This window comes from Ruegeria sp., from assembly GCF_965199275.1.
In the GTDB taxonomy this organism is placed as follows: Bacteria; Pseudomonadota; Alphaproteobacteria; order Rhodobacterales; family Rhodobacteraceae; genus Ruegeria.
This window is the reverse complement of sequence record NZ_CBDAQX010000018.1, coordinates 1-12,388: the sequence shown is the minus strand read 5'-3', so window position 1 is coordinate 12,388 and position 12,388 is coordinate 1. Positions and strand designations below refer to the sequence as shown.

Genomic DNA, 12,388 nt, shown 5'->3' with positions numbered 1-12,388 from the left:
CCGTGCCTGTTGCTCATCATCCTCATCGCCCTGCCCGCCTGCGCCGAGATACGCCTCGATGCGCGCACCGCCGGGATGCTCGATTTCATCGGCACGCTGGAAGCCCCCGGCGGCTATGACACCTATTCCCATTACGCCGCCGCCCCGCCGCCAAAACCCCTCACCACCCTGACCGTGAATGAGGTGCTCGCCTGGCAGGACCGCATCGATGCCGCCTCGCGCTCGGAAGCCGCCGGGCGGTTCCAGATCATGGAAGACACACTGCGCGACTATCTGGTCCCCACCATGGGGCTGACGGGCGCAGAACTGTTCGATGAGAGCATGCAGAACGCCATGGCGGTCGCCCTGTTGAAGCGGCGCGGCTGGAGCCCGGACGGGACCAACTATATTGGCATGGGCAATGCGCTGGCGCGGGAATGGGCCGCCCTGCCCCTGCTTTCGGGCCCCGATCTGGGAAACTCCGCCTATCACAACACCAGGGGCGTGCGCAATCGCGCCCTGACCACACCCGCGCAGTTCCTCGCCGTCCTGAAGGACCCGACCACATCAAACGCGGTCCTGAACGCCACAAAGACACCGTCTGCCACCCGGGTGACACGGCTGGGCCTTGGGGCCGTGCGCATTCGCACCTTCAGGCGCACCCGCCCCACAGCACCGCAGGACATGACCGGCGGCGCTCTCACCCCCTCCCGCGTCATCACCTTCGATCTCGATCCCTATGCGCAGGAGTGAGGCCATCATGACCCGGACCACAGCGAAGACGCCGCCCGATGCGCGGGCGGGCGCAGGCGAAGCGAGGCTGACGGAGACCGCCGTCGAAACCCCCATGTATGACCCCATGGACTGGTCCCCTGCTGCGATCCTTGCCCTGCAGAGTGAACCATCCCTTTCCTATTGGCTCAAACGCGCCATCGGTGATCTCGCAAAGCGCGACCCGCTCGATGCGCTCCATGACGCCGAACTGCTCCGCGCCCTCATGAAGGCCCGCTGGCAGGCGCATGCCGGGATACCCGGAAAAGCGGACGCGCCCTGATGGTGAAGAAGACAAAACCCCGGACCGGAAAGCCTTCGCCGCGTGAGCCCGCGCGAAAGCCCTCACCGCGCCTGAAGCTGAACGGACTGCCCCCGGCCGAGCAAATCGCTCTGCTGGGCGCGGAGGCCAAACGGGTCCGGCAGCGCGAAGAGGCCCGCCTGATCCGCACCGCCCGAAAGGCGGGGTATTTCGACCGGCGTGTCACCAACGCCGAATTGATCCGTCGGCTCAGGCCCGAGGTGGACAGGCCCGTAAAGCAATCGCAACTGCAAAAACTGGAGACCAGAATGGCCAGGACAAAACGCAAGGCAACCGAAGAAGAGCGCAGGCTGGACGTGCGCCGCAAGATCCTGCTGGGATCGTTTCTCATCGCACAGCTCGAACACAAGCCTGAGATCAAAACGCTGGTGCAGGACGAGCTGCCAAACTTCCTCGACCAGCATGGGGTCGATTACGGGACAGTGATAAATCGTACGCTAAGCGCTCTGGTCTCTCTGCAATGTGCGATAAGCGAAGGCCTGGACACGCCCGAACACCTGCTCAGGCACATATCGCCCTTGGGATGGGAGCACATTCTGCTCATAGGTCAGTACATCTGGCGAGAAATGAGGCACAAAATCGCTTAGCGTACGATTTATCACTGTCCCGTAATCGACCCCATATATGCAGCTATGGTCCGTTTAGGCCTACAGCCCGCGCTTGCGGAGATCAGTCAGCTGTCCCGCCTGATTCTGACGGCCACGCCGGAGAAGCTGGGGCGCTCCGTGGTGCGGGTGAAGATCACCTGGGAAGAAAAGGAAATCGACCAGCGCCGCACCACCCTGCGCGAGTTGGACCGGCCCAGGGTCGGACGCATGGCCCGGCGCGAGGGGACCGCGGAAACCGTCGCGCCGGACGCCCCGCCCCGCGGTTTCCCGGCTTCCGGATCGATCAGGGGCGATGCGGTCTGGGACCCTCTGGCGCGGGAACATGTCAACCGCCTCCAGGGGGGCCATGTGCCCGATCTGCGCATCCTGGCCGAGAGCTTCCGAAGCTGGTGTGCCGCCAAGGATATCCCCCTCAACGCCCGTACCATCGACAAGACATTCATCGGCTTCTGCAGAAGCTACAAACCGCCGGAATAAGGCTGGCCTGCCCCTCAATCCAGCCAAAAGTTCCTGCCCTTGCCGGTAGGAGACAGAAAACATAAAAACGCAAATCGTTTTGATGTATAATCGTGCCTTCCAGATTTTGCTCAATTCGCTGCCGCTCATCTCGCGGTAATCCCTGCGGATGCAAGCCGATATTGCCCGCGCAGCTTACGAGGAAGCGGAAAATGCCTGAGAACGTCACAAACGAACTGATCCTTGAGCACCTCAAAAGGATTCAATCCAAGTTAGCGGAACACGATCTTCGGTTTAGCCGGATTGAAGGTGAACTTCGCGCAATAAAGGCGCATGTGGGCGGTCTTGTGCAAAGTGATTTGACCCGTGACAGCGGTCAAGCTGCCATACAAGAACGCCTCGATCGCATAGAGCGCCGCCTCGATCTGGTGGACGCACCGGCTGAATGACACACGCGGAAGCTATAGCCGCTGCCGCCGATCTGAACGAGTTAGCCGCGGCTCTGAACGCTGCTGAAGCAGATTTCCTCGCCTTGCATCGGAGCGGCCTGAACGGCGTTCCGATGGACGAATATTACTACATCGACCTCACGAACCTGCCCAGATGGGGGACGCCACCCAAAGGAATGGAAGGGCTGTTTTCGTGGGACGAGAAAGGCCGGGTTCTGGAACGCGCTGGCAATCGTTGGCGCGTGGTCATGTCGGTCGAATAGCCGACCCCAATTCCACACAACACCTAACGCGAACTCGCCCTCATTGTCGCTGTGCCTGGCTGCGTCGACCTGCCCTGATCCGGGCCAGCTGCGCCTCTGCCTGGACCGGATCGGCGGGGCGGACGTGCCGATAGGAGACAGGGAACATCAAAACGCAAATCGTTTTGATGTGTAATCGTGCCTTTGGAAAAGTTAGTACTAACTTTTCCAACCGGATAAACCGGCTCAGGGGATGCCAGCGATCCCGCTTGCAAAACCATCCCAACAGCTGAACCGGAAAACCCCTCGAAGCGCCGTTGAGCATTCAACCTGGTTTGAATGCGGAAACGTGCTTGAGCCGATTTCTGAAAAATCGACTTGCAGATCACGACCCGCCGGGGCGGCACCTACGGGATTTCCCGTAGCCGGATCGAGCCGGGGAAGCCTCTCAGACGCGCTCAGGGCCGCTCTGAGCCTCTCAGACGCGCTCAGGGCCGCTCTGAGCCTGGACGCCCCCGCCAGGATCGGGCAAAGCGCGGGGCGGGGATGATCTTCTGGCCTGGAGATTGTTCCTGCCCGCCCCGGGTTGTGTCGCCAGTTCGCAGGCGTTCGGGGCGGGACCCATCCGGGGGACGCACCGGGAACCGGGTGCCTGCGCCCTGAAGGCCGATCCTGTCCAACTGGTAAAATCACGGGTTCGCATCGGATCCGAACCAGATCCCGGATTTTGTGCTACGAGGGGATCTGGGGCGCTCCGGCTTACCGCTCGCGCCCCTGCCGCTCCCTGTCGAGTGCGGGGAGGGATTCCGGGGAGCGGCACAGCCTCTTTGAAACTGCTTCCCGGTCCTCCTCTGGTGATGGAATTTTCCAGCCTCTCCGCAGGCGCTGTTCCCGGGGTCTTTTGCGCAACCTCTCGACCCGGCCCTCTCTCAGAAAATTTCCGACCTCTCGACAGGGCGATTCCGGGGCCATTTTTTTGGGGGATAGGGGGTAAAATACATAGGATATATGGATACCGAAGTGCAAAAACGCGGTTTTAGCCATAAAAAAAGGGTGATTTCGAATCTTGACACTTAGTCAGAACACTAACTATTCGATTCTTGAGGTGCAAAAAACCATGGCCCGAATTTCCATCCGTGACCTGAAGAAAATTCATGGCATATCACAGACCGATATCGACCTTGCCAGAGAGACCCAGAAAGCGCAAAAACGGGCAGACGCTCCGGTGCTGCCAATCGCGGTTCTGGTCGGGGTCCAGGAACGCCGCAGGAAGGCCGAAACCAACGTCACGGACCCGGACACCCTGCTGGAGCGGCAACTGCGCAAACGGGGTGTTTACGACCGGGTGGCGCTTGTGCTGGACCGGGAAGCTCTTGTCGAAAGAAGTCCTGAACGTGCTATGAAGGCCCGAGAGCTGGCGCAGGGCGCGAAAGGCATGAGCGCCACCGTGCAACTTGAATTCGACTTCCTCGGGGGTGGCAACGTGTCTATCGCATTCCAGTATCAGGACGCCGTGACAGAGCGGCTTTTTGAGGCGGCTCCAACAACGACAAAAGCCAAGGAAGCCATGTCGATCCTCTGGACGATTTGCCGGCACCTTGGCTGGCAAAGCTACGAGTGCACCAAGACCGCCAGTCAGCTTTGCGAGATTATGCGCACACACGAAGTAAACATGTCTCAATCCCTTAAATTACTTGAAGAAGTTGGCGCAATACAGCGGATCAAGAGAGGTCGTGTGAAGGTCATTACGGTGACGCCGGAGGGGGCTTTCCGGGGCAACATCAACGACCACGGAAAGGCGGTTGAACGCTACAAACTGGACGTGATCGAGGGCGGCGCAACCGATGACTGAAATCACCTTCGACACCATGGCGGCGGTGCGCCGCTTGCGCGATAGCGGCATAAGCGAGGAACAGGCTGAGGCAATCACCCAGACGGTGCGCGATGGCGTCACCGGCGGCGTTGCCACAAAAGCCGATCTGGCCGAACTCAAAGCCGAAATGAAAATCGATATTGGCAAGCTGGAAACAGAACTCAAGTGGATCAAGCTGATCGGCGGCGCGATCCTCGCGGTGCTGATCCTGCCATGGTTGGCCGAGATCGTCGCCGCCACTATGGGCCTGTACGCATGAATGGAACGGTGAGGGGTCATAAGACTTTGCAAAACTACCGTTCGGAATTAGGGTTTCTGAGAGGGCGCAATTCTCCGGTGGCAATGTTGTCCGGCAGGTCGAATGCGTGCCTGCCGAGGAAATTGATATGTTTGTGTCCAAGGGGCGATATTCTGGCAATGTCATTGGGGCTGACATTCCAGCCTTCTGTTTCGAGTTGGTCGAGTACGCGCTGCATGTAGGTTGCGTTCCAGTAAGCGATAGCATTGAGGGTGAACCCGAGCGCTCCAAGTTGTTCTTCCTGCCCTTGCCTATAGGGTTTGCGAATTTCCCCCCTTTCACCGTAACAGACGCGCCTGGCCAGGCTGTGGCGAAGCTCCTGACGGTTAAGTTGGATCAGAATACGCCGCCGCGTTTCCTCGTCAGTGATGAATCTGAGGATATGCAGCGACTTGATGATCTTGCCCAATTCTCCAAGGGCTTTGGCGAGTGCCGTGGTGCGTTCGCGCACCTGAAGTGTACGCATGACTGCGCCTGCATTGATGTGTCCAAGCTTCAGCGATCCGGTCAGACGCAACAGGTCTTCCCAATTTTCTATAATGAGGCGGACATTGATCTTGTTGCGCGTGAGCGAATCAAGCGGACCATAGTCTGCTTTGCGGTCGATGCGCCAAAGTCGGGTCTGACCGATATCCGCGAGCCGAGGACTGAACTGATAGCCAAGCAACCAAAAGAGTCCAAAGACGATATCGGAGTAGGCCGCCGTGTCGGTCATGATTTCTACGGGTTCGAGATCGGTTTCCTGGTCGAGCAAAAGCGCAAGGATGAACATGCTGTCGCGCAGTGTTCCGGGCACAACAAGGGCATTGAGGCCAGTGAACTGGTCGGAGACAAGGTTATAAAGCGTGATACCGCGGCCAGTCTTGAAGTATTTCGGGTTAGGGCCGGCATGGATGACCGTGGGTGGAGCGGAAAAGCGAATTCCGTCTGCGGAGGCAACATCACCAGAACCCCAATGTTGGACGATCGGCAGTTCATTGTGGGCGGCAACGATGCGAGCGTTTGCTGCCGTGATTGTCTCGGAGCGGATGAAGTTCTGGCTGATCCAGGAAAGCCTGTCGCGCCGAAGTGGCGGAAAGCTCGCCTGCGTGATCGGCTCGAAGCCAATGTTGCAGGCCTCGGCGAGCAATACGGCACACAGGCTTGTCTGGAAGCCATCGACGCGCGCGCGCCGCTCAGTGACATGGGTGAAATCCTGCGCAAAACCGGTTCGGTTGGCGACTTCGAGAAGCACATCCGAGAGATCGACTTTTGGCAATCTGGTCCGCATCGCGAACTTCAGTTTCTTCAGGCTGTCGGATTCTTCGATGCGGTCGAGTGGCGTGATGACGAGCTGTGGCTTGCCCTTCTTGATTTCAGTTCGAATTGCCGGATTTACTTCGAAGGTTTCCGCCGCCCGCCGATAGGCTTGGTCAAGTTGGTCAGCAAGAACGGCGAGTTCCGTTTCTCCATTTGGCGAACGTTCAAGTGTGCGGCATATAGTTGGCTTCACCGCCTGCCACGCTTCGCCGCTCAGCAAGCCACGTCTGGGATCATCAAACCTCATGCCAGCGGGCACGAAGATGTCTCGGGTCTTAAGTGCCCCCTGCCAAGCCTCGCATACAGCAAAAACATAAGCTTTATTGTCGGAGACTTTTCCATTGGTATCGAGCGCGTATTTGCGCCAGACTCCACGCAGGATTTCAGTCGGCGCATCGTTCATATCAGCTTTTGCCCAGTTCTCGATGCCGCGAAGAAAATCGATCGCCGCTTTGATAGGCTGGCCCTTGGGCGAAGCTTCAAATTCTATTCGTTCGAGGAGGTTGCGAAACAGTGTGTGCGTCGTGCGCCACTTTACGATCAGTTCTTCCAGCGGCTTGTCTTCTGGTGGTTTGGCCAAGACATCGACACGGTCAGTGGCTTCAACGAGGGCGGCATAATTCAATTCGTCGTAGATGGCATCGCGCCAGGACCGGAAAGTCATATCTGTATCATCGTCGCCATCGGTCATGACGCGCCGGGCCAGGTCACGCAAGGTCAGAGCAGCAGCGTCCAGATCGCCCAAGCTTCGCAATCTCTTTCGCTTGCGAGCTGCCTTGGCTTCTCGAAACGTATCCGCCAGCAAGGCACTAAAAAGCTCGACCGCATCGTCGATGGCAACGGCCTCCAACGTGTGAAACAGCGCGGCGATAATCGCGGTTCGGCGCGGCTCCTTGGCAACCGCGATTGCAGATGGCCGCATGGTTCTAGCTATCTTGGCCAGGCGCTGGATGAGTGCATTCGGAACCGTTTCAGGCGAATGCGGGGCCAGTTCGTAGGCGCGAATGTCATCAAGGCGATGAAAGTGGCGCAGCAGTTCTGTCATAGACCGTCTTGTGGGAGCCGCCCGCAACGAATCCAGCCTGCGCAGCGACCCGCCTTCGCCCTCAAGCAAGGCGGTGATCTTCTGCCGCTGCATATCCGACAACGCATCGGACAGATGCATCCACAACTGCCGATGCGCACGATCCCGAATGCGGGCAACAAGGCGCTCCAAAGTGCTGATACCAGGCAGCAGTATCTTGCGCGCCAACATCCACGCCGTGGCCCGGTCAATCAGCAGGCTCGGCCGATCATCGCCAGACCAACACAGAGTGTAAAGCCAGCGCGTCAAACGAAAGCGAGCGCTGGCATCATCGGCCAGGTCTCGGAAGCCGTAGGTTTTCCGGATCAAGGCCGCATGGCGCTTCTTTGGGCGCCCAACAGCATAGGCGGTCAAAGACGGCATCGTGGTCAGTCCGAGCTGTGCGACCACCGCTTCAACCACGACATCGGGAATATCCTCGAACCTTGTCGGAAGTACGCCAAGGAACCGAGCGATACCGAGTTGAAGCGCAAAGCCCAGACGATTATGGCTGCCACGCAACTGATTGATAATGTCCCGATCAGTCGCATCAAGGTGGAAATATCGCGCGATCTGCGTTCGACTGGGAACCCCGTCGAAGCGTCCGTATCGCGCCCGCTGCGCGTCACTCAAAAACCGCGTCGGCATTCGCAAATCTCTCAAGTTTCGCGAGACCGAATCCGGCCACGAAGAATCAATGGTTTATCTATCGCAAAATACAGATGCGAAAGAAACGGTTTTTGCGACAACTTTTGCGACACTTCGGAAGGGGCGGCATGAAATTTGGTTACGCGCGCGTCTCAACGAACGCCCAGGAACTTGATTTGCAACGGGCCGAACTGGAAGCGACCGGATGCGAGACGGTGCTCGAGGAAAAGGGTTCCGGTGCACGCATAAAGAGGCCTGAACTGCAAAGGTTGCTAAACCAACTCAGAAAAGGGGATACGGTTGTCGTGACGCGTCTTGATCGCTTGGCGCGTTCAACGTCTGAACTTTTACGCGTCGCAGAAGTTATCGGAGAAAAAGACGCGGGACTTCAATCGCTTGCCGAACCCTGGGCCAATACATCCTCGCCCTCAGGCCGCATGATCCTGACCGTGTTTGCTGGCATTGCAGAGTTCGAACGTGAACTTATACGAGGTCGAACCGAAAACGGTCGAAAGGCTGCATTGCAACGTGGCGTCATATTTGGACGCCCTCCTAAATTGGGGAGTGAACAACGCGACACAGTCCGTCAACTTCTCGAAAATGGAAAATCCGTCAAAGAGGTCGCCAGAGCATTCAAAGTCCATCCTGCAACCATTTACCGATGTCTCAACGAAAAAAATGCCTTATGACCCCTCACCGTTCCATTCATGCGTACAGGCCAAAGGGGGCTCTCCGATCCGAGCCGCCTATTGTTGGAGCCACGCTCGCCGCAAACTGAAGGAGGTCTTTGACCGCGACAAGTCCGGGATCGCAGCAGAGGGCTTGCGTCGGATTGCCGAATTTTACGCAATTGAAACTGAAATTCGGGGCCTTCCACCCGAACAGCGCCTGTCTGCGCGCCAGACACAAACCGCGCCCTTGGTTGCCGAGTTCGGCACCTGGCTTCAGGAGCAGCGCCTGCAGGTCTCTAAAAAATCCAGACTTGGTGAAAAGCTCAACTACATTCACAAACATTGGGACGGCTTGCAGGTCTTTCTCAGTGACGGCCGGGTTGAGATCGACTCCAACAACGTCGAAAATCTCCAAAGACCAATTGCCCTTGGGCGGAAAAACGCACTGTTTGCGGGTCATGATGAAGGCGGCGCCAGTTGGGGCCGTATCGCATCTCTGATACAGACCGCGAAGTTGAACGGCGTGGAACCCAATGCATATCTGACCTCAACGCTCCAAAAAATAGCAGCCGGTCACCCCCAAAGCCGTATCGACGAGCTCCTGCCATGGAACTTTCAAAAGTCAAGCTGAAATGCCATGTGTGTGCCTCGTTACGCTTACATTCGATCAGCGATCTCGCCGAGATATTCTCCGTTTCAAGGGCTACCGTCTATCGCACATTGCAGAGAGACCAGAGCGCTTAGCGTACGATTTATCACTGAGCCGTAATCGACCCCAAGAAGCTCTAAAATCTGGCCTGCGCAAGGCCGATGCGATCCTGAACATTGTCTCTCGGCGCACCAATCCCCCGCCGCCAAAGGCGATTGAGCCGCCTGCCCACCTGCAGCTGAAAATGGCACCGATCGCGGATTGCGCTCGCTATGACAGGCTTGGAGGCTCCCATGCAACTGCGTAAGGAAATTCTCGAACTTGCCCGTCAACTGAAGTTGCCAGGCATCGTCAACTGCTTTGACGAAGTGATGCAGGCCGCAGCCAAAAACAACTGGCGGCCCCAACAGGTCGTGGCCGAACTCCTCACGGCCGAACTGGCCGAAAAGACTGCGCGCTCGATCCGGTATCAGATGGGTGCCGCAAAGTTCCCGGTCTGCAAGTCCTTACCTGAGTTCGACTTCACGGTCAGCCCCGTCAACGAGGAAGTCGTGCGCAATCTTCATGACGGCGATTTTATGGACCAGGCCAGGAATGGCGTGCTGGTCGGTGGAACCGGATCGGGCAAAACGCATCTCGCAACAGCGATCGGGGGCCACGCGGTCAATAACCGCCGGCGGGTCAGGTTCTTCAGCGCTGTGGATCTCGCGAACAAGCTGGAGGCTGAACATCGCGAAGGCAACGCCGGGCGGCTCAGCGAGCAGCTGATCCGCGTCGACCTCGTGATTATAGACGAACTCGGTTATCTGCCGTTCGCAGAGTCTGGTGGACGATTACTCTTCCATCTCATCAGCAAACTGTACGAGCGAACGTCTATTCTGCTAACAACCAACCTCGCATTTGCTGAATGGCCGAGTGTGTTCACAGATGCCAAAATGACCACTGCTCTCCTGGATCGACTGACACACCATTGCGATATCATCGAAACCGGGAACGAAAGCTGGCGAATTAACCACCGCGACTAACCTCGAAATCGGGGAATAAATTCAAAACAGACAGCAGGTCAAACCTTCAGTCGAGCTACGCTCTCTTTTCGGTTTGACCTGCTGTCCACCCCCTCCTGAATCAACCTAAACACGACCCCCTCAACGCCCCTCTTAGCTCCAAGGGGGGTCAAATTTGGACGCCGATGGGGGGTCATTATTCAATGCCGATTGACAGTACAAGCCGAACAATCCAGATAAATATCAGGATCGCAGCAAGAGTTCCTGCAAATGTAACACCTTTCCAAGTTACACTATAACTCTCCGCAAAAAATTGCGTCAGAAGAAGTGCGAACCCGACACCAAATATCAGCATACCAAACATGGCTACCTGATCACCTGCATCATTTCTAATTCTCATGATCTCGCCAAGAAACTCAAACTCAAAGAATTGATGAGACGCTAAGAGCAAACCTGTGAGAGTGAAAAGTGTCGCGAAAGTCCACGCAACCATTCTCGAAATGGCGCTCGACCCATTTGGCGGATTTCTATTACCGTTTTCTGACATCTACTTGCTCCGCTTATAGTAGGTTTAGGAGAGAACGGCAAAGCGTGGGGCAACAAGCCGGAATTTTAAATTGAGGCGACTGCCATTGACCTAATTGAGGTTTAAGATGGGGTTTAGACGTCGCATCAATTCTGATTTGCCCCACGTTTTGAGGTAGTCTCCTACATCCCATATGAAAATCAAAGCAACTCCACAAATCATTCTCTCAATATCAACCTCCAAGTAATTCTTGAACGACGGATGGCTTCTTAGAAATTAAAGCAAGAAGCACTTGCGCTGGACCATTTGGTTGGCGACGGCCATGCTCCCAATTCAGCAACGTGCCTTTGGCAACGCCGATGCTGCGAGCAAACTCCGTTTGGGAAAGGCCTGTCTTTGCACGAACCCCCGCGACATCAATATCTGAGACGGCTATCTCGTGAACTCGGGCGTCAGCGCCCTGCCCTTTTGAGAACGCTTTCGCTTCTTCGAGACTTTGTTTGATGCTGTTAAAAACATTCATTCTTTGTCGCTCCACATACCTACGATCTCTTTGCTCAACTCAACTGCCGCAGCTTGCTCTTTGGGTGTCAGGTTTGCCTTCTCATTCTTCGCGAAGACCGTAATCAGAAAGATCGGCATATGTCGGCCACCAAAGACGTATATCATCCGAAACCCGCCGCGCTTGCCTCCAGCATCACGAGGAATACGCACCTTTCGCAATCCACCACCGAGCGAAGTGCCCGCCTCTGGATTCTCGGCAGTCCAAACGATAACGGCTTCGCGCTCATCATCGGACATGACCGTTTTGGCTCGGCGTTGAAACTCCGGCATCTCTACGACTGTCTGTAGTTTGGTCATCTGGTATATGTCATTGGCGTATAAGTCAATGACGCACTCATGTTGCTTTTCCATTTTCGTATGCGGCGAGCATGTCGGCCAGTAGGTCATTGAGCCGCCTGCCCTCTCGGTCTCTCAAATCATTGAGCTGATTGCGGAGATCGGAAGAAATATAAATGCGCCAATACGTCATGTCTTCGTTCAATGGCGGCCGCCCACGCCTCGGGGGTGGCGATGGTTGCGTAGTGTCCGTAGATCGATTGAAGCCGTTTGCGCGACCTGCGGCAGCGACTGCTTCGGCGTCTGCCTTAGGACGAGAACCTTTCTTTCTCTTCAGTCCCGCCCCAATCTTTGGATCTAGAGCCTCTTCTTGGTGGTCATCGCTCAGGTTCAAAAACGTCACGGCCATCACTGTGCCTCCAATATCTCTGCAAGCTCTTTCCCGAGGCTAGCGGTATTTCTGATCGCACTCTTAACAGACTGGCTGTCTTGCAGCTCGAAAAGGGTTCTACCTTCTGCCATGACCCGCTCGAAAGGCGCTCTTCGCATGAGTTCGGTTTGCAGGCGCTCTACCCTTGCCCCGTTGAGTTCTGCCAAAAGCTCTTTGTGAGATGTCGTGACAATTGCCGCGTCCGTTTGCGTAATCAAGATGCGAGCTGGCACCTTCCGTCTGGCTGCACGCCCTGCGTC

The 12,388-nt window shown here is 56.7% G+C and carries 17 protein-coding genes; 12 read left to right on the top strand and 5 right to left on the bottom strand.

Going from position 1 to position 12,388, the window contains the following annotated elements; genetic code table 11:
- Positions 1–9 precede the first annotated feature (9 nt).
- The 8 genes from ACOERD_RS14355 to ACOERD_RS14320 all read left to right on the top strand — a co-directional run bounded on the left by ACOERD_RS14355 (position 10) and on the right by ACOERD_RS14320 (position 4,959).
- Positions 10–732, top strand: coding sequence for a hypothetical protein (locus ACOERD_RS14355; protein WP_419739475.1), 723 nt, complete (start codon positions 10–12; stop codon positions 730–732).
- Between the two features lie 7 nt (positions 733–739).
- Positions 740–1,033, top strand: coding sequence for a hypothetical protein (locus ACOERD_RS14350; protein ID WP_419739474.1), 294 nt, complete (start codon positions 740–742; stop codon positions 1,031–1,033).
- A complete protein-coding gene (locus ACOERD_RS14345) occupies positions 1,033–1,659 on the top strand; it encodes a hypothetical protein (protein WP_419739473.1) in 627 nt (208 codons plus the stop codon). The genes ACOERD_RS14350 and ACOERD_RS14345 overlap by 1 nt, the downstream gene beginning before the upstream one ends.
- 45 nt (positions 1,660–1,704) lie before the next feature.
- Positions 1,705–2,157 (top strand): hypothetical protein, encoded by a 453-nt coding sequence (locus tag ACOERD_RS14340; RefSeq protein WP_419739472.1) that lies wholly within the window; start codon positions 1,705–1,707, stop codon positions 2,155–2,157.
- Between the two features lie 191 nt (positions 2,158–2,348).
- Positions 2,349–2,585: a hypothetical protein gene (locus tag ACOERD_RS14335; protein ID WP_419737861.1), complete on the top strand. Its 237-nt coding sequence runs from the start codon at positions 2,349–2,351 to the stop codon at positions 2,583–2,585.
- Positions 2,582–2,848: a hypothetical protein gene (locus tag ACOERD_RS14330; RefSeq protein ID WP_419737860.1), complete on the top strand. Its 267-nt coding sequence runs from the start codon at positions 2,582–2,584 to the stop codon at positions 2,846–2,848. The genes ACOERD_RS14335 and ACOERD_RS14330 overlap by 4 nt, the downstream gene beginning before the upstream one ends.
- A gap of 1,096 nt (positions 2,849–3,944) precedes the next feature.
- Entirely contained in the window at positions 3,945–4,679 is a 735-nt protein-coding gene (locus tag ACOERD_RS14325; RefSeq protein ID WP_419737859.1) for a hypothetical protein, read from the top strand.
- Positions 4,672–4,959, top strand: a complete 288-nt coding sequence (locus ACOERD_RS14320; RefSeq protein ID WP_419737858.1) for a hypothetical protein — start codon at positions 4,672–4,674, stop codon at positions 4,957–4,959. Before ACOERD_RS14325 ends, ACOERD_RS14320 begins: the two co-directional genes overlap by 8 nt.
- Positions 4,960–4,993: 34 nt before the next feature.
- On the opposite strand, the gene ACOERD_RS14315 is transcribed toward ACOERD_RS14320, so the two are convergent.
- Positions 4,994–8,008 carry a Tn3 family transposase gene (locus ACOERD_RS14315; protein WP_419737857.1) on the bottom strand — a complete coding sequence of 1,005 codons (3,015 nt, stop codon included), beginning with the start codon at positions 8,006–8,008 and terminating at the stop codon, positions 4,994–4,996.
- Positions 8,009–8,136: 128 nt separating this feature from the next.
- On the opposite strand from ACOERD_RS14315, the gene ACOERD_RS14310 reads away from it, so the two are divergent.
- The 4 genes from ACOERD_RS14310 to istB all read left to right on the top strand — a co-directional run bounded on the left by ACOERD_RS14310 (position 8,137) and on the right by istB (position 10,353).
- Positions 8,137–8,697, top strand: a complete 561-nt coding sequence (locus ACOERD_RS14310) for a recombinase family protein (protein WP_419737856.1) — start codon at positions 8,137–8,139, stop codon at positions 8,695–8,697.
- A complete protein-coding gene (tnpC, locus tag ACOERD_RS14305) occupies positions 8,687–9,310 on the top strand; it encodes an IS66 family transposase (protein WP_419739471.1) in 624 nt (207 codons plus the stop codon). The genes ACOERD_RS14310 and tnpC overlap by 11 nt, the downstream gene beginning before the upstream one ends.
- The gene (locus ACOERD_RS14300) at positions 9,286–9,423 is read left to right on the top strand and encodes a helix-turn-helix domain-containing protein (RefSeq protein WP_419739470.1); all 138 of its coding nucleotides are present in this window, start codon (positions 9,286–9,288) and stop codon (positions 9,421–9,423) included. Before tnpC ends, ACOERD_RS14300 begins: the two co-directional genes overlap by 25 nt.
- Positions 9,424–9,621: 198 nt before the next feature.
- Positions 9,622–10,353, top strand: coding sequence for an IS21-like element helper ATPase IstB (istB, locus tag ACOERD_RS14295; RefSeq protein WP_419737606.1), 732 nt, complete (start codon positions 9,622–9,624; stop codon positions 10,351–10,353).
- Between the two features lie 175 nt (positions 10,354–10,528).
- Here the strand turns inward: istB and ACOERD_RS14290 are convergent, their stop codons facing one another.
- The 4 genes from ACOERD_RS14290 to ACOERD_RS14275 form a co-directional block, all read right to left on the bottom strand.
- Positions 10,529–10,879: a hypothetical protein gene (locus ACOERD_RS14290; protein ID WP_419739469.1), complete on the bottom strand. Its 351-nt coding sequence runs from the start codon at positions 10,877–10,879 to the stop codon at positions 10,529–10,531.
- Between the two features lie 211 nt (positions 10,880–11,090).
- Positions 11,091–11,381, bottom strand: a complete 291-nt coding sequence (nadS, locus tag ACOERD_RS14285; protein ID WP_419739468.1) for a NadS family protein — start codon at positions 11,379–11,381, stop codon at positions 11,091–11,093.
- Positions 11,378–11,809, bottom strand: a complete 432-nt coding sequence (locus ACOERD_RS14280) for a type II toxin-antitoxin system RelE/ParE family toxin (protein WP_419739467.1) — start codon at positions 11,807–11,809, stop codon at positions 11,378–11,380. Before ACOERD_RS14280 ends, nadS begins: the two co-directional genes overlap by 4 nt.
- Before the next feature lie 297 nt (positions 11,810–12,106).
- Positions 12,107–12,388, bottom strand: a 282-nt coding sequence (locus ACOERD_RS14275; RefSeq protein WP_419739466.1) for a hypothetical protein, incomplete at its 5' end; no start/stop codon positions are given.